This is a genomic window from Nitratireductor sp. WH36-1 (assembly GCF_058725515.1).
Genome location: NZ_JBZXDP010000002.1, coordinates 442,297 through 464,276, shown reverse-complemented (window position 1 = coordinate 464,276; position 21,980 = coordinate 442,297). Strand labels below are relative to the sequence as shown.

Below are 21,980 nucleotides of genomic sequence, written 5' to 3'. Positions count from 1 at the left end.
CCTCCTGTCAGACCCGGCCGAGCGCGAAGCCCTTGGCGATGTAGTTGCGCACGAAGTAGATAACGAGCGCGCCCGGTACGATGGTGAGCACGCCTGCGGCGGCCAGCACGCCCCAGTCCACACCTGCCGCACCCACCGTGCGGGTCATGGTGGCGGCGATGGGCTTGGCTTCCACAGAGGTCAGCGTACGTGACAGCAAGAGCTCGACCCACGAAAACATGAAGCAAAAGAATGCGGCCACACCGATCCCGCTGGCGATCAGCGGCATGAAGATTTTCACGAAGAAATGCCCAAAGCTGTAGCCGTCGATATAGGCGGTCTCGTCGATCTCTTTCGGCACACCACGCATGAAACCTTCGAGGATCCAAACGGCGAGCGGCACGTTGAAGAGACAATGCGCCAAAGCCACGGCGATATGCGTGTCAAAGAGCCCGATCGAGGAGTAGAGCTGAAAGAACGGCAGCGCGAATACTGCAGGCGGCGCCATTCGGTTGGTCAAAAGCCAGAAGAAAAGATGCTTGTCGCCCAGGAAGTTGTAGCGCGAAAACGCATAGGCGGCAGGCAAAGCCACGGCGAGCGAGATCACCGTGTTCATCACCACGTAGATCATCGAATTGACATAGCCCATATACCACGCCTCATCGGTGAGGATCGTGATGTAGTTGGCAAATGTCAGATCGCGCGGCCAAAGCGAGAAGCCCCCAAGAATTTCTGCGTTGGTCTTGAGGCTCATGCTCAACAGCCAGTAGATCGGCAACATGAGGAACAGAAGATAGAGCGTCATCACCACGGTGCCGCCCTTCACCTTCGGGAAGCTGCGGGATTTGACGGCGGCGGGGGACTGTGCGGCTGCATCCGTCATCTCAGGCGCCCTTTTTGTCGAGGTTGACCATCACGGTGTAGAAGACCCAGGAGATCGACAGGATCACGAGGAAGTACATCAGCGAGAAGGCCGCAGCTGGTCCAAGATCGAACTGGCCCAGAGCCATCTTCACGAGGTCGATGGACAAAAGCGTCGTCGCATTTCCCGGACCACCGCCCGTCACCACGAAGGGTTCGGTGTAGATCATGAAACTGTCCATGAAGCGCAGCAAGATCGCGATCATCAACACGCCCGTCATCTTGGGCAGTTCGATGAACCGGAACACTTTCCAGCGGCTGGCCTGATCGATCCGTGCGGCCTGATAATAGGCGTCGGGGATGGATTTGAGACCGGCAAAGGCCAAGAGCGCTACAAGCGAGGTCCAGTGCCAGACATCCATCACGATGATGGTGATCCACGCAGAAATCGTGTCCTGGGTGTAATTGTAATGAATGCCCAGCGCGTCGAGCGTGTAGCCCAGCAGTCCGATGTCTACGCGACCGAATATCTGCCAGATCGTGCCGACCACGTTCCAGGGGATCAGCAGAGGCAGGGACATGACCACGAGGCAGAAAGAGGACCAAAAGCCTGATTTCGGCATGTTCAGAGCCACGAGAATGCCCAGCGGAATTTCGATGGCAAGGATGATGCCAGAGAACATCAGCTGACGTTGCAGCGCATTCCACATGCGCTCGTCGGAGAGCATTTCCTCGAACCACTCGAGCCCCGCCCAGAAGAACTGGTTGTTGCCGAACGTGTCCTGTACAGAATAGTTGACCACCGTCATGAGCGGGATCACGGCCGAAAAGGCAACGAGCACCAGCATCGGCAGCACAAGGAACCATGCTTTGTGATTGGTTGTTTTCTGTTGCATCACGCGGCCTCCGCGCTTTCGGGCGCCACGCGCCAATCATTCGCATAGACATTCACCCGCGATGGGTCGAAGGTGACGCGTGTCATGTCCGCGCGCACCGTATCGTCCTCGTCCGCGATGATGTTGATGTCCTGTCCAAAGAACTCGGCGCGTATGATCTTGTGACGCCCCGCATCCTCTACGCGGCGCACTCTCACAGGAAGGCCGTCCGTCTCGCTAAGCCGCGCGAACTCGGGTCGCACGCCGATCTCCACCTTGCCGTCCAGGGGCGCATAACCTGCGCCAAGCGCGATTTCGCAGCCGTTGATATAGGCTTTCGCGCCCTCGACCTTGGCCGGGATGACATTCATGCCTGGCGAGCCGATGAAATAGCCCACAAAGGTATGCGCGGGACGTTCGAACAGCTCCTCTGGCGTGCCGATCTGAACCACGCGGCCGTCATACATCACCACCACTTTGTCAGCGAAGGTCAGCGCCTCCGTCTGGTCATGGGTCACATAAATCATGGTGTGACCGAAATCGTGATGCAGTTTCTTCAGCTGGGTGCGCAGCTCCCACTTCATATGGGGGTCGATGACGGTCAGAGGCTCATCGAACAAGAGTGCGTTCACGTCCTTGCGCACCATGCCGCGGCCCAGAGAAATCTTTTGCTTGGCGTCAGCGCCAAGGCCACGTGCCTTTTTGCGCAGCATGTCCTCCATGCCGATCATCCGCGCGATTTCCTGTACGCGCTCTGCAACATAGGTCTCATCATGGCCCCGATTCCTGAGCGGAAAGGCCAGATTGTCATGCACGGTCATCGTGTCGTAGACCACCGGGAACTGGAAAACCTGCGCGATGTTGCGCTCTGCCGTGGGGGCGCCGGTGACGTCGATGCCATCGAACAAGATACGCCCCTGTGACGGCATCAACAGACCCGAAATGATATTGAGAAGCGTGGACTTGCCGCAGCCCGACGAGCCCAGAAGCGCATAGGCCGCGCCGTCTTCCCATTCGTAATTGAGTTCCTTGAGCGCATAGTCACGTTCCGAAGCGGCATTCGGATTGTAGGAATGCGCAAGGTTGTCGAGTGTAATCCTGGCCATGATCGCGCCTCCTCACGCCGCCGCTGCGTAGGCAGCAGGCGCAACAAGCCCGCCGTCTTCGCTGAATACATAGACATGACGGGGATCAAGCCAGACATCGAGCGCGGCGCCGATCTCAAGATCATGCACGCCGTGAATCAACCCCACCCAACGCGCGCGATCGTGGTCGAGATGGACAAAGGTTTCCGAACCGGTCAGCTCTGTCACATGCAGCTGTGTGGTGAATCTCATCGCGTTTTCGGAATGCTGCACGATTTCGAGATGGTTCGGACGGAATCCCGCCGTGTAACGCCCATCCGCCAGTTCAGCGAGCTTGCCGGTCGCAACGGCGCTTTGTCCGTCGCCGAACATCAATCGATCACCGGTCTTGGAGATCTGCAGGAAATTCATCGGTGGATCGGAGAAAACCCGCGCCGTTGTCGCATCGACTGGCTTGCGATAGACCTCGGGCGTCGGCCCGAATTGGGTGATTTGGCCCTCCCAAAGCGTCGCAGTGTTGCCCCCCAGCAAGAGCGCTTCTTCTGGTTCCGTCGTCGCATAGACGAAGATCGATCCGGACGCCGCGAAAATCTTCGGGATCTCCACCCGCAGCTCTTCGCGCAGTTTGTAGTCAAGGTTCGCCAAAGGCTCATCCAGCAGCACAAGCCCGGCGTTCTTGACCAAAGCCCGTGCCAGAGCACAGCGCTGTTGCTGCCCGCCCGAGAGTTCCAGAGGCTTGCGGTCCAGCATCGGCGTCAGCTTCATCAACTCCGCCGTTTCCCGCACCCGGCGGTCGATCTCCGCCTTGTCCACTCCCATGAGCTTTATCGGAGAGGCGATGTTTTCATAAACGCTCATCGACGGGTAGTTGATGAATTGCTGGTACACCATCGCGACCTTGCGATCCTGCACCCGCATCCCGGTCACGTCTTTGCTGTCCCAGAAAATCCGTCCTGTGCTCGGTTGATCGAGCCCTGCCATCAGACGCATCAGCGAGGTCTTGCCCGACAGGGTCGGCCCCAGCAGAACGTTCATGGTCGCCTTTTCGAGCGTCAGATCGGTCGTGGCAATATGGGTCTGCCCCTCCACGATCTTCGACACGCCCTTCAGTTCCAGCGTCATAAGGCCCTCCTCCCCGCGCTTTATTGAATTTGGCCACTGGCTTTATTCAGCTGCGGTATTCTCCCGCACGGTGGTTGTTCATCCAGTCACCCAGGCGCAGCCTGCCATAGAACCGTTTCGAAGAGAAAGAAGGGGACGCAAACGCAAGGTCGCCCTTTTCAGCAAACGTTACGAAATGGCCGCATCCCGTTGTGTCATGCACAATCCGGCAGCCATGGATGCCGCCGCCGGTCGCAAAAAGAGCGACCGGATAAACACTCTCGTTTCCGCGCACAGACAACCTCCCGAGTTATCGTCCCAACGTAAAAACGAAACAAAGCGAAAATCAAGCGAATTATGTTCGAATATTCAAAATCAGTGACTTAGCCTGCGATTTTCTGCCGCTTTGGAAAAATGCTCACGACACAAGAACGGTAATCGCGATAATTATTCAGGATTTGACGCGTGTTTTGGTGTTTTTCGGGGGGGGCGCGAAAAACGAAGAAAACCGAACATAACATCCAGCAAATTTCGTCGCGACCTGTCCGATCTGGCCGTGATCGGCTGTTCCGCGCGCGAGCGCGACGACGACCTGCTCGAATTCGACATTCAGGAAGTCAGCGTGAGTGATGAGATACTGGATCAATCCCGCAAGACGTTTCTCACTGCGGATCACACCAAGTCCTCCCTCAGGGCTATTCCAGAAGGTCTATCAGGAAAGACGACATTTCCGGCAGCGCCGCGACGATGGCCAGGCCGATGGCGGCCGTCACGAGGAACGGCATCGCGCCCTGCGCAACGCGTTCGAGCGGAAGCCGGGTGACGTTCGCGGCGACATAGAGATTGATCCCCACCGGTGGTGTGAAGAGGCCGATGGCAAGGTTGATCATCACCAGAATGCCAAACCAGACGGGATCCCAGCCGAGCTCTCGCGATACCGGCAGGAAGATCGGCAGGCAAATGAACATGATGGTGATCGCGTCCATGAACATGCCGGCAATCAGCAGGATCACCATGATGATGAGCAGGATCACCCACTGATTATCGCTGATCCCGAGCAGGACGGAAGAATATTGTCCTATGAGATCGTCAACCGTGACGACCCAGCCGAAAAGGCTGGCGTAGGCAACCACCAGCATGACGACCGCTGACGAAGCCGCCGCGTCTGTGAGTGCTTCGTAGAGCTTTTTGAAGGTCAGCGTACGGTAGATGGCGCCACCCACGAACAGAGCGTAAACCGTGGCCACCAGGGCTGCCTCGGTAGGCGTGAAGGCACCGGAGTAGATGCCGCCGAGAATGACCACCGGGGTCATCAGGCCCCAGAATGAATCCAGGAAGGAGCGCCAGAGCCGCGCGCCGTAAGGCAGTTCCGCATGGGGTGCCGGCATCAGGCGGTCGAGGCTGGGCGAACCTTCCGCAACCCTGCTCCTCCTGGCGAATGGCAGGGTGAGCAGCATCAGGGTGCCCATGAAGAGACCGGGGATGATTGCGGCGATGAAGAGGTGGGAGATCGATGTTTCGGCGATCACGCCATAGATGACCAGTCCGATTGACGGCGGAATGACAATGGAGAGGGCCGCGCCCGTGCAGACCAGACCCGCCGCGAAGGAGCGGGTGTAGCCATCTTCCTCCATGCCCTTGATGATGAGTGGACCGATGGCTGCGACAGAAGCCGGACCGGAGCCGCTTACTGCGCCCCAGAACAGGCAGACGACCGTGCCGACCACGCCCATGCCGCCTGGCAGGGCGCTGATCAGCGTGCGGAAGAAGCGGATCATGCGTTCGGCGATGCCGAGGGAGCCCATCAGCTCGCCGGCAAGGATAAAGAAGGGGATGGCCAGAAGCGAGAATTTCGCCACGCCGGTGGCGATGAGATCGCCCACGAGGTCGAGCCCGAAGCCCAGCTGCCACATTGCGTAAAGAGCGGACAGGCCAAGCGCGAAGGCAACGGGCAGACGCAGGACCAGCAGAATGAAGAAGAGGAGGAGCATCTGCGTGCCCGCACCGAGATCATGCATCGCCGGGCTCCTCGTCGGAAAGCGCCTTCCACGTGTCGAGCATGTGCTGGACATAACGGATCAGAATAAGGGCAAAGCCGAAGGGCAGGCCGACGCTGTAATACCAGGCGGGAACCTGCAGGGCGTAGGAGCGTATCCCGCTCGACACCTGGTTTGAAACCAGTATCCCGCTAAACCACGCGGAAAGGGCTAGAAGCACGACCGACAGCAGGCCCGTCAAAACGAGAAGCAGTTTGCGCAGAGGCTTTGGCAGAAGCTCGAAGAACAGGGTGACGGCCAGGTGGTGGCCATTGCGTGCGGCAATCGCGGCACCGAAAATCGTGAGCAGCAGGAAGCCGTTGGTAAGAAGCTCCTCGGACGAGGCGAAGGAGTAGCTGGTGGTGTAGCGGACGACGACATTGATGAAGCCAAGCGCCGTCATGGCCAGAAAGATGATCGCGCAGGCGATCTTCTCCGCGTCGCGCAGGATGAAGGACATCGCTTTTCTCCGGGGTGCCGATGGGGCGGGACCGGCCCGGAAGGTCGGTCCCGCTGCGGTTCGGATCGCGCTGTGGTCAGTTCGTTCCCGCGACTGTGTCCTGGAAGTTCTTCACGAGGGTGTCGCCCACCTTGGCGGCCCATGTGTCAAAGGCGGGTTTGGTGGCCTCGCGGAAAGCCTGCAGCTCCTCGGCGCTGGGCTCATAGATTTCCATGCCCTTCTCGCGCAGGAAGGCGATGCCTTCCTCGGTGCTCTTGCGGGTGATTTCCTTCTGATAGGCCATGGCTTCGGTGGCGGCTTTCTGGACCTTCTCCCTGGTCGCATCGTCGAAGGAGTCCCAGCGCTTCTTGCTGACGCCGATGAAGATCGGGTCGTAGGAGTAGTGCCAGGTGGTCAGGTATTTCTGCACCTCATAGACGCGCTGCGGAATGATGACCGCTCCGATGGGGTTTTCCTGACCATCCACGACACCCTGCTGAAGCGCCGTGAAGGTCTCGGTCCACTGCATCTGCTGCGGATTGGCGCCGAGTGCATTCATGACGTCAATATACATGGGGCCGGCGACGCGCATCTTCAGGCCCTTCATGTCTTCGGGCGATTTGATCGCGCGCTCGTTGTTGGTGACCTCGCGAAAGCCATTCTCGCCCCAGGCAAGCACGATGATGTCGTTCTCGGCCATGATCTCGCTCATCTTCCGACCGGGCTCGCCGTCGGTGGTGGCGTCGACCTGCTCATAGTTCGAATAGAGATAGGGCAGCGAGAAGACGGCCATCTCCGGCACCAGCGGGGTCACGTTGATCGCCGAGGTGATCACGAAATCCAGCGCGCCGCGGCTGACCATCTCGGCCTGCTTCATCTGATCGCCACCCGAGAGCGTGGCGTTCGGGAAAACGCGGACCGAGAGATTGCCATCGGTCGCGGCGGTCAGAAGCTCGTTGAACTTTTCGGCGCCTTTGTGCCAGCTGGTGGCATCGCCGGTGTTGTGGGAGAGGCGCATTGTTTCGGCGCTCGCTGAGCCGAAGATGGCGAAGCATGCGACAGCAGATGACAGGGCGATCGCGCCCAGCTTTGCGAATTTCATGATTTCTCCTCCGTCAATATTGCCGTTGTCGGCATGTGGGCCGCGTGACCTCCATCACGCTATGGTCCACATTATGGATCGTACTCCTCGTCCAATACAGTCACAATTTACATTCTGATCTGCCTGCTGCAAGATAATTCGTGAACCCTAAGATTTGCAAAGCAGGATGATTGTTTAAGTGTTCCACATTATGAAACTTTGGAGAATGTGCAGTTGACAGTGCTGAGCGGTGCGCAAAGCGTTGATCGCGCTCTGGCGCTTCTGTCGGCGGTCGGCAGACATGCGGACCGGGGTGTGTCGCTGACAACCCTGACCCTGGAAAGCGGCCTCAACAAGCCAACAGTTCGCCGGCTTCTTCTGGCGCTTATCCGTGGCGGTCTGGTGGAACAGGACGAACAGAACCGGCTGTATTTCCTCGGCACGGAAGCCTATGTCCTCGGCACGTTGGCCTCGCAGCGTTTCAATCTTCTCGAAATTTGCCGGGCAAGTCTTGGGCGGCTTTCCGAGACCACGCAGGACACCAGTTTCCTGTCGGTGCGCCATGGCATGCAATCGCTGTGCCTGTATCGCGAGGAGGGCACCTATCCGATCCGCACGCATGCGCTGCAGATGGGGCTCGAGCATCCGCTGGGCATCGGCGCGGGATCGCTGGCCATGCTGGCCGCTCTCTCCGACACCCAGGTGGACGAAGCGATTGCGGCCAATGAGGCCATATTGCTGGAGCGCTATCCGAACCTACCCCCGGAGCGCGTGCGAGCCGATGTCGTCGAGACCCGGCGCCGGGGCTATTCGCTCAACCCTGGTCTGATCGTCACCAATTCCTGGGGCGTGGGCGTGGCGTTTCACTTTCCCGATGGCCGGCTGGCCGGCGCACTGAGTGTTGCTGCCATCGACAGTCGGATGCAGGAGGCGAGGCAGGTCGAACTCGCCGGCTATCTCAAGCAGGAAGTCGCACACATAGAAGAGAAACTCGCAGCCATGTTTTCCGCGCGCGGCGACGCCGCGGAGAAGCTGTAGAGGAGGAGGCAGAGCACATGACAAAAGCACAGATTGTCGGCTGGGCGCATTCACCCTTCGGGAAATCCGAACTGGAAGATACCGAGCAACTCATGGCCTCCGTTGCCACCCCGGCGATGGACCATGCAGGCATCGAGATGAACGATCTCGACGGAATTTTCGTCGGCGTCATGAACAACGGGTTCTCGAAGCAGGACTTCCAGGGGGCGCTCGTCGCCATGGGCAACGAGAAGCTGGCGCATGTGCCGGCGACCCGACTTGAGAATGCCTGTGCGACCGGGTCGGCCGCACTCTACAGCGCGATGGACTTCATCGAAGCGGGCCGTGGGCGCATCGCCCTCGTGGTGGGGGCCGAAAAGATGACCGCGCTGCCGACCTCGGAGGTGGGGGATATTCTTCTCTGTGCAAGTTACCGCAAGGAAGAAGCGGATGTGGAGGGTGGTTTCGCTGGCCTGTTCGGGCGCATCGCGCAGACCTATTTCCAGCGCTATGGCGATCACTCTGAGGAACTCGCCATGATTGCCGCCAAGAATCATGCCAATGGCGTGCTCAATCCTTACGCCCATATGCGCAAGGATTTCGGCGTCGACTTCTGCAACACCGCGTCCGAGAAGAACCCCCGTGTTGCCGGTCCGCTGCGCCGCACCGACTGTTCGCTGATTTCCGACGGTGCGGCGGCAATCGTGCTCGCCGACGAGGAAACGGCCGCTTCGCTTCAGCGCGCCATCAGCTTTCGCGGACGCCGCCACGTCAATGATATTCTCGCACTGAGCCGCCGTGACGTGCTGGCCTTCGAAGGGGCGCGCCGCGCCTGGAACGGAGCGCTTGATGAGGCGGGGCTCAGGATCGACGATCTGTCCTTCGTGGAGACGCATGACTGTTTCACCATTGCCGAGATGATCGAGTACGAGGCCATGGGCCTTGCCGGCCCCGGCCAGGGATACCGGGTCATTCGCGAGGGGATCAGCGCCAGAGGCGGCAGGCTGCCGGTCAACCCGTCTGGCGGTCTCAAGTCGAAGGGGCATCCCATCGGCGCGACGGGTGTTTCCATGCATGTGATGGCCGCGATGCAACTCGCCGGCGAGGCCGGTGACATGCAGGTGCCGAATGCGGAGCTTGCGGGTGTCTTCAATATGGGTGGCGCTGCCGTGGCCAATTACGTGTCCATCATGGAGCGTGCGAAATGAAAACTCCCGCACCCGAAGGGGGCGTTGCTCCCTGTTCGACGCGCGTGATGAATCTGGCCAATTTTCTCACGCAGGCGGCGCGCCGCGATCCGGACAAGGCTGGTTTCGTCTGGGGGGATGCGGTCTGGAGCTGGTCGCGGATGGAGGCGCGTGTCGAGGCCATGGCGCACGCGCTCGTCGCTGAGTTCGGGGTCACGAAGGGCGACAGGGTTCTGGTGCAGTCGTCCAACTGTAATCAGATGTTCGAGTCCATGTTTGCGTGTTTTCGGGTGGGTGCCGTCTGGGTTCCCACCAACTACCGGCAGTCGCCGGAGGAAGTTGCGTATCTGGGCCAGGCGAGCGGCGCGCGGGTGATGATTTGCGGCGCGGAATTTGCCGAACATGCCTGTGTCTGCAGGGATACGTCGCCTCATCTGGAGCACATGATCGCCATTGGTCCCGCCGGTTTTGCGGAGGATTACGACGTGCTGGTCGAACGCCATCTTGGCAGGAAGCTGCCGAGCGTGGCGGTCGACCGGGATGATCCGTGCTGGTTCTTCTTCACGTCAGGCACAACGGGCCGCCCCAAGGCAGCAGTGCTGACCCATGGCCAACTCGCGTTCGTCATCACCAATCATCTCTGTGATCTGATGCCGGGAACCGGCCCGGACGACGCGTCCATCGTCGTCGCTCCCCTTTCGCATGGTGCCGGGGTGCATCAGCTCACCCAGGTGGCGCATGGCGTCAAGACGATCCTGCCGCCATCCGAAAGACTGGATGTGGATCTGGTCTGGTCGTTGATCGAGAAATGGAAGGTCACCAATGTCTTCACCGTTCCGACCATTCTGAAGATGCTGGTGGAAGACCCTTCCGTGGAGCGGTACGACCACTCGACGCTTCGTTACGTTATCTATGCTGGCGCTCCCATGTACCGGGCCGATCAGAAGCGGGCGCTGAAGACACTGGGCGCGGTTCTCGTGCAGTATTTCGGGCTTGGCGAGGTAACGGGCAACATCACCGTTCTGCCGCCATCCGCACATTCGCTGGGGGATGGCGAGCATGCGCGCATCGGCACGTGCGGTTTCGAACGCACGGGCATGCAGGTGCAGATTCAGGATGAGCAGGGCGGCGAGGTTGCGCTGGGCGGGCAGGGCGAAATCTGCGTCATCGGTCCCGCTGTCTTTGCCGGCTATTACAACAACCCTGAAGCAAACGCGAAATCCTTCCGTGACGGCTGGTTTCGCACAGGCGATCTGGGCCGGATGGACGAACGGGGCTTCGTGTACATCACGGGTCGTTCGTCGGACATGTATATTTCGGGCGGCTCCAACATCTATCCCCGGGAGATCGAGGAAAAGATCCTGTTGCATCCCGACATCAGCGAGGTGGCGGTCCTGGGCGTTCCTGACCCGGTCTGGGGAGAGGCTGGGGTTGCCGTCTGCATTGCCCGACCGGGTGTGGATGTGGCGCGCATTGATCTGCGCGGTTGGCTCGACGGCAAGGTTGCGCGCTACAAACTGCCAAAGCAGTTCCTTTTCTGGGATTCAATGCCGAAGTCAGCCTACGGCAAGATCACGAAGAAGATGATCCGCGCGGAACTCGAAAGGCGCGGGGAGATAACCGTTTTCGACACGGCCGGTACGGGCTGACGCGCGATGGGAGGAGAGGACATGAAATGTGTCGCCATCACGGGGGGCGCGTCTGGAATCGGTCTGGCTTCGGCAAGGCTGCTGCTGGCACGCGGTTTTTCACCCTGGCTCCTCGATCTGGAGCCGCAGATGCTGGCGGATGCCTGCTCCGAACTCGGCATTTCGGCGGATTGCGGGTTCGTTTGTGACGTGGTGGACGAGAAGTCGGTGGCCGGGGCCATTGGAAAGATCGCGCAGGCCGGGCAACTCGTCGGCGTCGTCAACTCCGCCGGCATCGGGATGGATTGTCTGGCGGTCGAGACCAGTGTGGAGGATTTCCGTCGCATACTGGACGTCAACCTGACCGGCGCATTCATCGTTTCGCGGGCTGCTGCCCGGCACTGGCTCGAGCGCGGTGCGGGAGGCTCCATCGTCAACATCAGTTCCATTTCGGGCCTGCGCGGAAACAGGGGCCGCACCGCCTACGGGGCTTCGAAAGGGGGGCTGAACACCATGACCATGGTGATGGCCAATGAGCTGGGGCCGAAAGGCATTCGCGTAAATGCCGTAGCGCCCGGTCCGATCGATACGCCGCTTTCGCGGGCGGTACACACGGAGGATGTGCGTGCCCAGTGGCATAAACGCGTGCCGTTGCGCCGCTATGGCACCACTGGCGAGATCGCCGGAACGGTTGCTTTCCTCATGTCCGAGGATGGAGGCTATGTGAACGGCCAGGTGATTTCCGTCGATGGTGGCTTTGTCACGGCGGGGCTTTCGACATGAGTGGCCGTAGCATCCGGCATCCCGGTCCGCCCGCGCATGACCGCCATGCCGCCGTGGCGTGCGAGGCGCATTCGTTGACGCTCACTCTGGAACCGGGCAGGTGCATCGTTTCCAGCGTGGCCGACGCATTGTCCGCACAAGGGTTTGAGGCAGGCTATGTTCTGCTTGAAGACGTGCCGATGAAGCGCATGGACTATGTAATCCCGGCCGAAAGCCCCGATGAGAGCCATGCCGCCTGGTATAGCGAGACCCATGCGCCCCCCTCGGGGGGCGTGATCCGGCGCGCGGGGTTTCATCTGGGGCGTCGCGACGGTGAACCGTTTCTGCATTGCCATGGATCATGGGACGTGCCGGGCGAGGGACTTCGCATGGGGCATCTTCTGCCTTTCGATGCGGAAGTGCGCAGCCCCACGCAGGTGCGTGCCTACGGCGTTTCCGGTGCAATTCTTGACGTTACAGATGATGTAGAGACGAATTTTCGCCTGTTCACGCCGCGTGTTTCGGCGGCTTCCGAACGCTCCCGGGCCCGGGGGCGGCATGCGGTGCTCGCCACGGTTCACCCCAATGGCGACATCTGCGAAGCGGTCGAAGCGATCTGCGCCGAACATGGCTTCAATGAGGCCGAGGTGCTTGGCATCGGCAGCCTCGTCGGTTCCGATTTCGAGGGCGGTGGCCACGTCTCTTCCTATGCCACCGAAGTGCTGATCCGGGAAGGCAGGGTGCGGCGCACGGCGCAGGGGCCGAGGGCGCGGCTCGATATCGCCCTGGTCGGCATGGATGGTGCGATTGCCGAGGGCGTGCTCGTGCGCGGCGTGAACCCCGTATGCGTCACGTTCGAGCTTTTGATACTTGGATGAAGGGGGCGGGGCGCAGAATCTCACCTAACGTTGCGAAAGCGTGAACGATCAGGAAGACGAGGGCCTGTCCATCGGTTTGCTAAAGCAGTCCTTATCCTCTTCGCCCCGTCCCAAACCAACCGCTCTGCAGCACAGCTTCGAAATCATCGGCGTTATGCCCTGGCTGAATGGAGGGCCATGCGTGCACTGCCAGCCTGACAAATGTTGTGACCATCTTCGCGCGACCGCATTCAATTAACCTCACAGCACCTACATAGCTCTTCATTAGCTGGCGGAAATAAGGCTATGTGGGCTTGTTACCCGCTATGATGTCAGTGTGGAGCAGGGATTGGTGCGCCAATCGTTTGATGGGCAGTGCAATCCAGATAACAAATGCCGGCAGGGAGACCCTGCCGGCATTTTCTCTGACTCAGTCGAGACTGTCAGCGGGCCTTATCCGGGAGGTGTAGGCGGGTTGCATCATGGCCTCGATCGCTGCTTCGTACCCGGCGTCTGCATGTCGTGCGACACCGATCCCCGTGTCGCAATCGAGCACGTTCCTGATCCTTGCTGCTGCGCTGCTGCTGCCATCGGCGATAAGCGTTACGCCCGCACAACGCGCCCAGTCATCCATCTCGTGGATCGCTACAAGGTCGGCGCCGGCAGAGGCGTTGAGAAGTGCGTTCAACAGAGGCCAGTCGGCGATGGCATCCGATCCGTCCCGCATCCCGTCAGTCTCGCGGAATGGAAGCGCTGCAGACCCGGAATCAAGATGGTCCCGCGTGAAGCAGATGGGGGCCGACAGCTGCCCATCGGCAACGGCCTGGTTTACCAGGAGCGCCAGTTTCGAGCGTTCACCAAAACCAAGCCACCCGATCCGCGCTGGGAGACCCGTGTGCTGGACATGATCGCGAGCGACCTGAATCCATTGGGAGATCGGGCTGTCGGGGGCGAAGTTTTCCAGGATCAGATTATCAATCAGGTCAATATCCCGAGGGTCGCCGGAAGCGGCGATCCAGCGAAACGGGCCTGTTCCGCTGCAGAACAGTGGGCGGATATATGCCTTCACGAAGGAATCCACCTCGAAAGCGCGTGCCTCGCCGAGCGCGGATACGACGCTGCGGAAATTGTTGCCATATTCAAAGAAGATTGCACCCTGATCACGCAGGGTCAGCATGGCCCGGAAGTGCTTCAGCATGGTCTGGTTTGCCGCCTTCGCAAGCCCCTCGGGGTCGGACTTTCTGGCCTCCAGACACTGCTCGGCAGTCATGCCTTCAGGCACGTAGCCGCGATAGGCGTCCGGCTCGGTTTGATCCGTCACCACGTCGGGAATGATGTCGCGTTCGATGAGGCTCGTCAGCACGGTTGCGGCATTTGCACAAAGGCCGATTGCCGCGCCGTCACCGGCTGCGCGTTTCTCGTTGCAAATCTGCAGCGCGCTGTCGAGATCATCGACAATCAGATCAAGATATCCGCTCTCCATCCGCCGTTCCAGGGCCCGCCGGTTGACGTCGACCACCAGCGTAACAGCCCCGGCAAGTTTGCCCGCCAGCGCCTGTGCTCCCCCCATGCCGCCGCAGCCGGCCGTGACAATCCAGCGCCCGGCAAGACTGCCATCGAAATGGTGGCGGCCGACGGTTTTGAACGTCTCGTAGGTGCCCTGCAGGATGCCCTGGCTGCCAATGTACTGCCACGCGGCTGCGGTCATGCCCGGGAATATGGTGAGGCCCCGGTTCTCGAGCTCGCGCCTTTTGGAGACCTCCGTCCAGCGGCCAACGAGGTTGCCATTCGCCATGATGACGATCGGCGTCGTGTCCTGTGTGGGAAACAGCCCGACTGGCTTGCCTGACTGCATGACCAGTGTCTGATCCGTTTCCAGTACCTTCAGGGCGGCACAGATGCGGTCGAAGGCCGGCCAGTCCCGCGCCGCCTTGGCGCGCGACATGTAGATCATCAAGTCCTCGGGGCGCTCAGCGTTTTCGAGGTTGTTCTCAAGCATGCGGAGAATTGCTTCCTGCCGCCACCCCTTGCAGCGCAGCGCAAGTCCACGCGCAGCGGCTACGGGCCTGTGGTTATCGGACATTGTTCACCCCTGTTTTAGTCGGAAAGGTTGCGGTTCGAGACGACCTGGTGACCTTTCAGCCAGAGGTCGCGGACGTGATTGCCGCCGAAGCGGTCGATCACCTGTCCGTGCCGTTCGACGTCCCACACGATGAGATTGGCTTCTTTGCCGGGCTCCAGGCTGCCGATGCGATCACCGCGTCCAAGCGTTGCGGCAGCGTTCAGCGTCGCCATGTACCAGGCCGGTGCAAAGCCGATCCGAAAAATGCGCGGCAGGAGCTGCATCATCATCTGCATCGACAGGCACGGAGATGAGCCAGGATTGTAGTTGGTGCCGACCGCGGGAACGCAGCCCGACTGAAGCAGGAGCTGCCCGGTCTGCGGCAGGTGATTTTTCGTCGCCGGGCCGATGGTGTCGCCGTCGAGTGTGCTGACTGCTTCGAGCATGTGAAAATTCGCGCCGGGCAAAAGCGTTAACGCGACGCCGGCGGCGGCCATGGCCTCCAGGTCCTCCCGGGTAGCGTAGTCACCATGATCGGCGCTGGCGGCTTTCCACTTTGCCGCCAGTTTCAGGCCCGGCCAGTGCGAAGCCTGATTGGCATGGATGCGCAGTCGCATTCCAAGGTGTGTCGCCGCTTCTGCAATGCGATCACTTTCCTCGAAAGTGAAGCAAACCGCGTCGCAGGCAATGTCGCAGAACTCGGCGATTTGCGCGGCCTGCGGCAGGGCGTCGATAACCGATTGCACGAAGGCTTCCCGTCCTTCCTGTGGCGGGATGTGGGCACCCAGAAATGTCGGGATCACCTCTACGGGATGCAGGACATCCAGATCACGGGTGAGCTTCAGCAGGCGCAGCTCCTGATCCATGTCCGCCCCATACCCGGTTTTGGCTTCGACGGTCCCGGTGCCATTCAAGACCATCTGGTCCAGCGTATGAAGGGCGTACCTGGTGAGAGTTTGGTCGTCGGCTACGCTGGTTTGCTCAATGGTGGTGCGGATTCCTCCGGTCGAGATTCCCTTGGTTGCACTGCTGCCGGTCGCACGGGCTTCGAGTTCGTCTTCACGGCTGCCCATATGGACCAGATGTGTATGGGGGTCGACCAAAGCGGGCGAGACAAGCCTGCCCTTCGCGTCGACCAGCTCCCCGGGAGAGAACCGGTTCAGGATTTCTTCTGTGGTGCCCGTGGCCGCAACACATCCCTCCTGAATCGCTACTGCCCCGTTCAGTACCACCGGCAGGTCGGCCAACGCGGCTCCTGCAACTCCGGTCGCCGGACCGGCGCAGGTCACCAGCTCACCGGCGTTGGCGATAATGAGGTCGACAGCTGTTTTCATAAAACTGACTCCGTATAGCGGAATTAAACTCCGTCTTGCAGAATTTGAAACTGTCCTATACGACAAAAGGGAGAAGTCAAGCAAAGGAGGTGCCTGATGGCAGGATCGACGACGGTCGGCGAGGCTGGCGACAAGAAGGGGCGCGATAGCGTACGGTCTGCCCTGCGTGCCTTTTCAATCATCGAATTGTTCACTCCCGAGCGCCCCAAACTTTCGATGAAGGACATCGCAGAGGAGCTTGGCCTGCCCTCGAGCACGACAGTGCGTCTGGTTCAGACACTCGAGAGTGAAGGTTACATCCGTAAGCGCGATGATGGCCTTTACGCGCCCGGCGCACGGATGATGCGCATCGCGCTGTCCCTGTCGCGCTGCCTGAACCTGCCGGACGTGATCCGCCCTCATCTGGAGCGACTGCGCGACCAGACCCGGGAAACCGTCTGTTTCGGTCAGCTCGCGAGCCCTGACGAGGTTGTTTATCTCGAGCAGTGCGACAGCCCGCTTGCCGTGCGGCACGTGCGCTGGGTCGGACAGCATGTTCCGGTTAAGGGCACGGTCATAGGCGCTGTTCTCAGCGAGGGTTGCCCAAGAGGAGAATTCCGCAGTTCACGCACGACACTGGAGCCGGATGTGACTGCAATCGCGATGCCGGTCTACGGGTCCGATGGAAAACTTGTCGGCGCCGTGAACATCACTGGTCCCACGTTCCGCATCTCCGATGACGACATCCCCCAGATAGCCGGTTTGCTGCGCGCGGAAGTCGCAAAAATGGAAGAGAACCTTTGAAACGAGGCAGATTCATGAATGGTTACGCCACCGTGCAACAGGGACCGAGCTTTCTCGGCGCCCCGACCGGAGTGGTGCAGGACGTTGAGGCGGGCGGGTTTGCGGTTATCGGCGCGCCCTTTGGCTTTGCTTACACGGTACAGGGTATCGCGCCCGGCGCGTCCCGTGCTCCCGGCGCGATCCGCTCGTCTTCTGCACGGTATCACGCATTCAAGGGGCGTTACGATTTTGATCTGGGAGGGCCGTTCTTCGATCCCGACAATATCGGTCTCGTCGATCTGGGTGACTGCATCGGCCCTGTCGAAGATCCCACCCGTCATGTTGGCGTTATCGAAGACCGTGTGCGTGCCGCAGTTGAAAGGCAGGCCCTGCCAATCGTCCTGGGTGGCGACGATTCGACACCTATTCCGATCTGCGCCGGGCTGGATGCCCATTCTGATATCCATCTGCTGCAGATTGATGCGCATCTCGACTACCGGGATGAGGTGAACGGAAACCGGCAGGGATATTCGAGCCCAATGCGTCGTATCCGCGAGATGGCGCATTTCAGCAAGATCGTGCATGTGGGCGCGCGCGGCATCGGCAGTGCTTATTGCAACGATTACGAAGATACACTGGCCGCAGGAAATGCGATCATCACAGCCCGTGAGATTGCGCGTGATGGCATAGCCCGGGCTCTGGCGCAGTTTCCCGATGGCGCCAATGTCTACATCAGCATTGACTGTGACGGCTTTGATCCGTCGGTCATGCCGGGCACCAGCGTGCCACTGCCCGGCGGCCTTCAATTCTACGATGGCGTGGACCTGATCCGCGACCTTGTCACGCGATGCAACCTGCGCGGAATCGGGTTCGCCGAGCACTATCCGGAATTCGACACCCATAACATCACATCGGTCGCGATCACGCGGCTGATCTGCAACGTCATCGGCGCCACGCTCGACCGGCGCCAAAACTGCAAGGAAACCGCCTGATGCTGCGCCATATCGTCATGTTCAAGCTCAAGGAAGGCGTCTCGCGCGATGATCCCCGTGTGATCAAAGCCGTCGACATGATTGAGCAACTGCCCGCGCAAATCGACACCGTGGAAACTGCCGAGCTGGGTTGGGACGTTTCCCGCAAGCCGCATTCCTTCGACTATGCAACCCTGTGGCAGTTCCGGGATCAGGAAGGGCTGGACCAGTACAGCGCCCATCCCGCCCATCAAGCGGTCCTGGTCGCTACGAAGGACATTTTCGATGCGCGGATCGCGGATTACCTGATGTCCTGATCCGCCGCGTCTGCCGGGACGCATTCCCACCAAAGAGCCAAGTAACGCAAAGATCCGCATGTGAATGCATCGCGGAAAGGGAGGAAGCATGACCACAATTACCACAGAGAAGTCATCCCGAGGGGCCTCCCTCGCCAAGATGATATTGCTAAGCCTTGTCGGTATCGTGATTTTCTTTGTCGAGATGCCGCTGGGAGGGCGCACGACAATTTTGCCGGTACATGCTGCGAATGCGGTGGTCGAACATGCCCGGCCCGCAGCCATCGTCTTCGTGCTGATGCTGATCGCGTACGGAGCAATTTCGCCTTTCGTTCAGGGCACCTGGCGCAGTTCTTTCGGAGAGGCCGTATTCTCTGCTTTCAAGGTTCTGGGCCTGATCGTGACGGTGATCTATCTGCTTGGCGTTGCCCCCGCAGTGATCACTACTCCCGACATGATGCCCTTTCTGTTTGAAAAGCTGGTTCTGAATCTGGGGCTGATCGTTCCGATCGGAGCCATTGGGCTGAGCTTCCTGATCTGCTACGGGCTTATCGAATTTTGCAGTGTCTTTCTCGAGCCGGTCATGCGGCGCGTCTGGCGCACACCGGGCTACTCGGCAGTGGATGCCGTTGCCTCGTTTGTTGGCAGTTATTCCATCGGCCTGCTCATCACCAACCGGATGTATCTGAACAAGTCCTATTCCTTCCGCCAGGCGGTCATCATCGCTACCGGTTTCTCGACGATCTCTGTCACTTTCATGGTGGTCGTGGCCAAGGTTCTGGGACTTCTTCCCATCTGGAACTTCTACTTCTGGACGACCCTTCTGGTGACCTTCACGGTGACCGCCATCACGGCACGAATTCCGCCGATCACACTTTATGAAGACCACCCCGAGCCCGACCATAAACAAGCCATCGCCAGTCAGGGCTATTTCAGGTCCGCGTTGAATGCCGGACTGAGCCGGGTTGAAGAAAATCCAACCCTCGCACGCCTGCTAATGGTGAACATCAAGGACGGACTGAAGATGACTTCGGTCATTCTGCCGACCGGTGTGTCGGTTGGCCTGCTCGGTCTTCTGCTCAGTGCGTATACGCCTGTCTTCGATTGGCTGGGCATGATTTTCTACCCGCTGCTTGCCGTTCTGCAGGTGCCAGAGGCGATGCTGACGGCCAAAGCCATGGCGGCAGCGCTTGCCGAGATGTTCTTTCCTACCGGCATGCTGGGCGATGCGCCGATGCTATCCCGCTACATCTTCGGTGTAACATCGGTCTCGGGTGTCTTGTTCTTTGCAGGTTCCATCCCCTGCATTCTGGCCACCGGGATCCCGGTGAAAGTTCCGCATCTGGTGCTCATCTGGATCATCCGCGTTCTTCTGAGCATCCCGCTTGCAGTACTGGTGGCTCATCTCGGACAAATTGTCTGAACGTCAGAGGCAGGGCCCGCCAAACCTGTCTGATTGGTGAACGATGGGCACAGAGATGCAACGAGATACGTGCCGGGCGGTCTTTTGCCCGGCAAAGCGGCCTGAAGAGCCGCGAAGGCCTTTCTTGCTTATGACTATCCGCCTTCCAAACGGCGTACCCCGTGTGGATCGCAAAGTCCGACGAGGACTTCGTGAAGGCGGGCGACGACTTCAGCACGCGGTGAGACGATCCGCTCAACGATCCCGATCTGCCGCGTAACCTGCGGATTGCCAAATGGCACCTTCACCAGATTTCGCTCATCGGGCTCCTGAAGCGCGACATGGGGCACAACAGAAACGCCCATACCCTGTCGCACGCATGTGACGATGGACCCGATGGTGTCAATTTCGGCTACGTCGTTGGTTGCAACACCCATCCGCGAGATCTCGGTGTTTATCAGATTGGCAAGTGGCACGGGGCTGCAAAAGCGGATGAACGGGTGATCCGTCAGAAGCTGCGCTGCGTCTGCGGCCTCTGTGGCCCCGGGGGCGATCAGCCAGAGCGGCTCGCGGAGAAAGGGACTCCAGCGCAGCGTCGGGGGAATTCCAATGTGTTCGGCAACCACTGCCGCATCAAGGCGTCCGGCCGCGACATCTGCAATCAAGGTGGAGGATAGTGAAACCCTGAGATTGGTCTTCAACTCGGGATACTGATGGCGCATCTGAACAATCGCGTTCGGTAGAAGATTCAAGGCGCTTGAGCGGACGGAGCCCAGCATCATCGTGCCGGCGAACTTTTCGCCGCGCAGACTGGCTTTGGTGTCATCTTCAAGACGGAGCATCTCCTGCGCCATTTCAAGGATTTGCAGGCCCTGCGAGGTCAGCTTGGGAGGGCGGGAGGTCCGTTCGAACAGGCAGATACCGAGTTCCTGTTCCAGGGCCTGGATCTGTTGGCTGACGGCCGAGGGGGTCAGGTTCACCTCGTCTGCGGCACGGGCGAACGTGCCATTTGTTGCGATTGCAACCAGTGTCTTGAGCTGTCGGGTATCCATATTTAGATCCAGATTTGCTTAATCTATCAGCGAGAAATATTCGCTTTCATTAAGCTATTCTGCCGTTTATTCAAGACGGTAGAGGAGTTTAGCCGGGCGGGTTGGGCGTCAGGCGCAGTCAATCAATCAGAATGGAAGCATAAACGCTTTCCGCTTTGCGGAGAGCGAAGAGATGTACGTATGAGCAAGAAAATCCTTGTGACCGGACCGTATCTGGATCAAAGCGCGGTCGATCTTGTGAAAGAGCATGGCTATGAAACCGTTCATACTCCGGCCTATGCCGACGGCGCACTGATCTCGCAATTGCTGATCGAAACCGAAGCAGAAGGCATTGTCTCCCGCATGGGGCGTCTGGACGCGACCGTCATGGACAACGCTCCAAAATTGCGCGTGATTTCCAAGCATGGCGTTGGCGTGGACAATATTGATCTCAAAGCAGCGGCCGCCCGGGGGATACCTGTTCTCGTTGCGACCGGCGCGAATGCCGTTTCGGTCGCGGAACATGCTGTCGCGCTGATGCTGGCAACCGTGAAGCAGATCCTGCCGCTCGATGCGGGGCTGCGCGCGGGTCGGTGGGAGAAGGCGGGCTTTCTTGGCCGCGAGCTTGCGGGAGCCCGGTTGGGCTTGCTCGGAATGGGGGCGATCGCACAGGCGACGGGCCGCATTGCGAAGGGGCTTGGAGTTGAGGTGCTGGGGCACGATCCCTATGCCGCTGCGTCGGCTTTTGAGGGAGTCGGGGCGACACGCTGCAGCTCTCTTGAGGAATTGCTGGAGCGCTCTGATGTTCTCAGTCTGCATTGCCCGCTGACAGATCAGACACGCGGGGTCATCAATGCCAGCGCAATCGCACGGATGCCCGAAGGCAGTTACGTGATCAATACCGCTCGTGGGGCGCTGATTGATGAGAATGCCCTCTTGGCCGCCATCGGGTCGGGGCATCTCGCGGGGGCGGGATTAGACACATTTTCGGTGGAGCCGCCGTCGGCAGATCATCCGTTCTTCGATGAGCCGCGTGTTGTTCTGACGCCGCATATTGGCGGTGTCACCCGCGAGGCCGGCGCGCGTGTCGGTGTCGAGGCGGTGCGCGGTATCTTGCAAATCCTCGAAGGCCAGCCAGTGCCCGCCGAACGTATCGCCAATCGTGCACTTCTGGAGCAAGCCGGCAATCTAGACGCCAAGGCAGGAGAATGAGT

At 59.8% G+C, this 21,980-nt stretch carries 21 protein-coding genes; 10 read left to right on the top strand and 11 right to left on the bottom strand.

Going from position 1 to position 21,980, the window contains the following annotated elements; translation table 11 throughout:
• Positions 1–7: 7 nt before the first annotated feature.
• The 8 genes from AC4PTT_RS21305 to AC4PTT_RS21270 all read right to left on the bottom strand — a co-directional run bounded on the left by AC4PTT_RS21305 (position 8) and on the right by AC4PTT_RS21270 (position 7,478).
• Complete coding sequence (locus tag AC4PTT_RS21305; protein ID WP_283801576.1) at positions 8–862, bottom strand: carbohydrate ABC transporter permease; 855 nt, start codon at positions 860–862, stop codon at positions 8–10.
• Between the two features lies 1 nt (position 863).
• Positions 864–1,736, bottom strand: a complete 873-nt coding sequence (locus AC4PTT_RS21300; RefSeq protein WP_206545134.1) for a carbohydrate ABC transporter permease — start codon at positions 1,734–1,736, stop codon at positions 864–866.
• On the bottom strand, positions 1,736–2,821 hold the full coding sequence (locus AC4PTT_RS21295; protein WP_492162691.1) for an ABC transporter ATP-binding protein: 1,086 nt from the start codon (positions 2,819–2,821) through the stop codon (positions 1,736–1,738). The genes AC4PTT_RS21300 and AC4PTT_RS21295 overlap by 1 nt, the downstream gene beginning before the upstream one ends.
• Positions 2,822–2,833: 12 nt before the next feature.
• A complete protein-coding gene (locus AC4PTT_RS21290; RefSeq protein WP_492162690.1) occupies positions 2,834–3,922 on the bottom strand; it encodes an ABC transporter ATP-binding protein in 1,089 nt (362 codons plus the stop codon).
• A gap of 430 nt (positions 3,923–4,352) precedes the next feature.
• Positions 4,353–4,577, bottom strand: coding sequence for a hypothetical protein (locus AC4PTT_RS21285; RefSeq protein ID WP_492162689.1), 225 nt, complete (start codon positions 4,575–4,577; stop codon positions 4,353–4,355).
• A 19-nt stretch (positions 4,578–4,596) separates the two neighbouring features.
• Positions 4,597–5,919 (bottom strand): TRAP transporter large permease, encoded by a 1,323-nt coding sequence (locus tag AC4PTT_RS21280; protein WP_492162688.1) that lies wholly within the window; start codon positions 5,917–5,919, stop codon positions 4,597–4,599.
• Positions 5,912–6,397, bottom strand: a complete 486-nt coding sequence (locus AC4PTT_RS21275) for a TRAP transporter small permease (protein WP_475085586.1) — start codon at positions 6,395–6,397, stop codon at positions 5,912–5,914. Before AC4PTT_RS21275 ends, AC4PTT_RS21280 begins: the two co-directional genes overlap by 8 nt.
• Before the next feature lie 76 nt (positions 6,398–6,473).
• A complete protein-coding gene (locus tag AC4PTT_RS21270; protein WP_475085584.1) occupies positions 6,474–7,478 on the bottom strand; it encodes a DctP family TRAP transporter solute-binding subunit in 1,005 nt (334 codons plus the stop codon).
• 207 nt (positions 7,479–7,685) lie between these two features.
• Between AC4PTT_RS21270 and AC4PTT_RS21265 the strand changes: the two genes are divergently transcribed.
• The 5 genes from AC4PTT_RS21265 to AC4PTT_RS21245 are packed head-to-tail and all read left to right on the top strand — an operon-like array spanning position 7,686 to position 12,929.
• Positions 7,686–8,495 (top strand): IclR family transcriptional regulator, encoded by an 810-nt coding sequence (locus AC4PTT_RS21265; RefSeq protein WP_475085582.1) that lies wholly within the window; start codon positions 7,686–7,688, stop codon positions 8,493–8,495.
• Positions 8,496–8,512: 17 nt separating this feature from the next.
• The gene (locus AC4PTT_RS21260; protein ID WP_492162687.1) at positions 8,513–9,682 is read left to right on the top strand and encodes an acetyl-CoA acetyltransferase; all 1,170 of its coding nucleotides are present in this window, start codon (positions 8,513–8,515) and stop codon (positions 9,680–9,682) included.
• Entirely contained in the window at positions 9,679–11,310 is a 1,632-nt protein-coding gene (locus tag AC4PTT_RS21255; protein ID WP_492162686.1) for an acyl-CoA synthetase, read from the top strand. The genes AC4PTT_RS21260 and AC4PTT_RS21255 overlap by 4 nt, the downstream gene beginning before the upstream one ends.
• 21 nt (positions 11,311–11,331) lie before the next feature.
• A complete protein-coding gene (locus AC4PTT_RS21250) occupies positions 11,332–12,072 on the top strand; it encodes an SDR family NAD(P)-dependent oxidoreductase (RefSeq protein ID WP_492162685.1) in 741 nt (246 codons plus the stop codon).
• On the top strand, positions 12,069–12,929 hold the full coding sequence (locus tag AC4PTT_RS21245; protein WP_492162684.1) for a DUF296 domain-containing protein: 861 nt from the start codon (positions 12,069–12,071) through the stop codon (positions 12,927–12,929). The genes AC4PTT_RS21250 and AC4PTT_RS21245 overlap by 4 nt, the downstream gene beginning before the upstream one ends.
• A 409-nt stretch (positions 12,930–13,338) precedes the next feature.
• Here the strand turns inward: AC4PTT_RS21245 and AC4PTT_RS21240 are convergent, their stop codons facing one another.
• Positions 13,339–14,991, bottom strand: coding sequence for an S-methyl thiourocanate hydratase (locus AC4PTT_RS21240; RefSeq protein ID WP_492162683.1), 1,653 nt, complete (start codon positions 14,989–14,991; stop codon positions 13,339–13,341).
• A 14-nt stretch (positions 14,992–15,005) separates the two neighbouring features.
• Positions 15,006–16,304, bottom strand: a complete 1,299-nt coding sequence (locus AC4PTT_RS21235) for an amidohydrolase family protein (protein WP_492162682.1) — start codon at positions 16,302–16,304, stop codon at positions 15,006–15,008.
• 96 nt (positions 16,305–16,400) lie between these two features.
• Here AC4PTT_RS21235 and AC4PTT_RS21230 point away from each other — a divergent pair, with 96 nt between their 5' ends.
• The 4 genes from AC4PTT_RS21230 to AC4PTT_RS21215 all read left to right on the top strand — a co-directional run bounded on the left by AC4PTT_RS21230 (position 16,401) and on the right by AC4PTT_RS21215 (position 19,756).
• Positions 16,401–17,087: an IclR family transcriptional regulator gene (locus AC4PTT_RS21230; RefSeq protein WP_475085566.1), complete on the top strand. Its 687-nt coding sequence runs from the start codon at positions 16,401–16,403 to the stop codon at positions 17,085–17,087.
• 14 nt (positions 17,088–17,101) lie between these two features.
• Positions 17,102–18,058: an arginase family protein gene (locus AC4PTT_RS21225; RefSeq protein WP_492162681.1), complete on the top strand. Its 957-nt coding sequence runs from the start codon at positions 17,102–17,104 to the stop codon at positions 18,056–18,058.
• Positions 18,058–18,354, top strand: coding sequence for a Dabb family protein (locus AC4PTT_RS21220; RefSeq protein ID WP_492162680.1), 297 nt, complete (start codon positions 18,058–18,060; stop codon positions 18,352–18,354). Before AC4PTT_RS21225 ends, AC4PTT_RS21220 begins: the two co-directional genes overlap by 1 nt.
• Positions 18,355–18,442: 88 nt before the next feature.
• The gene (locus AC4PTT_RS21215) at positions 18,443–19,756 is read left to right on the top strand and encodes a YjiH family protein (RefSeq protein WP_492162679.1); all 1,314 of its coding nucleotides are present in this window, start codon (positions 18,443–18,445) and stop codon (positions 19,754–19,756) included.
• Positions 19,757–19,890: 134 nt separating this feature from the next.
• On the opposite strand, the gene AC4PTT_RS21210 is transcribed toward AC4PTT_RS21215, so the two are convergent.
• Positions 19,891–20,787 (bottom strand): LysR family transcriptional regulator, encoded by an 897-nt coding sequence (locus tag AC4PTT_RS21210; protein WP_492162678.1) that lies wholly within the window; start codon positions 20,785–20,787, stop codon positions 19,891–19,893.
• Between the two features lie 180 nt (positions 20,788–20,967).
• On the opposite strand from AC4PTT_RS21210, the gene AC4PTT_RS21205 reads away from it, so the two are divergent.
• Positions 20,968–21,978, top strand: a complete 1,011-nt coding sequence (locus AC4PTT_RS21205; RefSeq protein ID WP_492162677.1) for a hydroxyacid dehydrogenase — start codon at positions 20,968–20,970, stop codon at positions 21,976–21,978.
• Positions 21,979–21,980 lie beyond the last annotated feature (2 nt).

Excerpts from the sequence above, each read along its gene's own strand:
- AC4PTT_RS21225 (WP_492162681.1), top strand. The coding sequence starts at position 17,102 with ATGAATGGTTACGCCACCGTGCAACAGGGACCGAGCTTTCTCGGCGCC.
- AC4PTT_RS21270 (WP_475085584.1), bottom strand. The coding sequence starts at position 7,478 with ATGAAATTCGCAAAGCTGGGCGCGATCGCCCTGTCATCTGCTGTCGCA.
- AC4PTT_RS21245 (WP_492162684.1), top strand. The coding sequence starts at position 12,069 with ATGAGTGGCCGTAGCATCCGGCATCCCGGTCCGCCCGCGCATGACCGC.
- AC4PTT_RS21300 (WP_206545134.1), bottom strand. The coding sequence starts at position 1,736 with ATGCAACAGAAAACAACCAATCACAAAGCATGGTTCCTTGTGCTGCCG.
- AC4PTT_RS21295 (WP_492162691.1), bottom strand. The coding sequence starts at position 2,821 with ATGGCCAGGATTACACTCGACAACCTTGCGCATTCCTACAATCCGAAT.
- AC4PTT_RS21280 (WP_492162688.1), bottom strand. The coding sequence starts at position 5,919 with ATGCATGATCTCGGTGCGGGCACGCAGATGCTCCTCCTCTTCTTCATT.
- AC4PTT_RS21260 (WP_492162687.1), top strand. The coding sequence starts at position 8,513 with ATGACAAAAGCACAGATTGTCGGCTGGGCGCATTCACCCTTCGGGAAA.
- AC4PTT_RS21250 (WP_492162685.1), top strand. The coding sequence starts at position 11,332 with ATGAAATGTGTCGCCATCACGGGGGGCGCGTCTGGAATCGGTCTGGCT.
- AC4PTT_RS21290 (WP_492162690.1), bottom strand. The coding sequence starts at position 3,922 with ATGACGCTGGAACTGAAGGGCGTGTCGAAGATCGTGGAGGGGCAGACC.
- AC4PTT_RS21230 (WP_475085566.1), top strand. The coding sequence starts at position 16,401 with ATGGCAGGATCGACGACGGTCGGCGAGGCTGGCGACAAGAAGGGGCGC.
- AC4PTT_RS21275 (WP_475085586.1), bottom strand. The coding sequence starts at position 6,397 with ATGTCCTTCATCCTGCGCGACGCGGAGAAGATCGCCTGCGCGATCATC.
- AC4PTT_RS21240 (WP_492162683.1), bottom strand. The coding sequence starts at position 14,991 with ATGTCCGATAACCACAGGCCCGTAGCCGCTGCGCGTGGACTTGCGCTG.
- AC4PTT_RS21220 (WP_492162680.1), top strand. The coding sequence starts at position 18,058 with ATGCTGCGCCATATCGTCATGTTCAAGCTCAAGGAAGGCGTCTCGCGC.
- AC4PTT_RS21205 (WP_492162677.1), top strand. The coding sequence starts at position 20,968 with ATGAGCAAGAAAATCCTTGTGACCGGACCGTATCTGGATCAAAGCGCG.
- AC4PTT_RS21210 (WP_492162678.1), bottom strand. The coding sequence starts at position 20,787 with ATGGATACCCGACAGCTCAAGACACTGGTTGCAATCGCAACAAATGGC.
- AC4PTT_RS21235 (WP_492162682.1), bottom strand. The coding sequence starts at position 16,304 with ATGAAAACAGCTGTCGACCTCATTATCGCCAACGCCGGTGAGCTGGTG.
- AC4PTT_RS21215 (WP_492162679.1), top strand. The coding sequence starts at position 18,443 with ATGACCACAATTACCACAGAGAAGTCATCCCGAGGGGCCTCCCTCGCC.
- AC4PTT_RS21255 (WP_492162686.1), top strand. The coding sequence starts at position 9,679 with ATGAAAACTCCCGCACCCGAAGGGGGCGTTGCTCCCTGTTCGACGCGC.
- AC4PTT_RS21305 (WP_283801576.1), bottom strand. The coding sequence starts at position 862 with ATGACGGATGCAGCCGCACAGTCCCCCGCCGCCGTCAAATCCCGCAGC.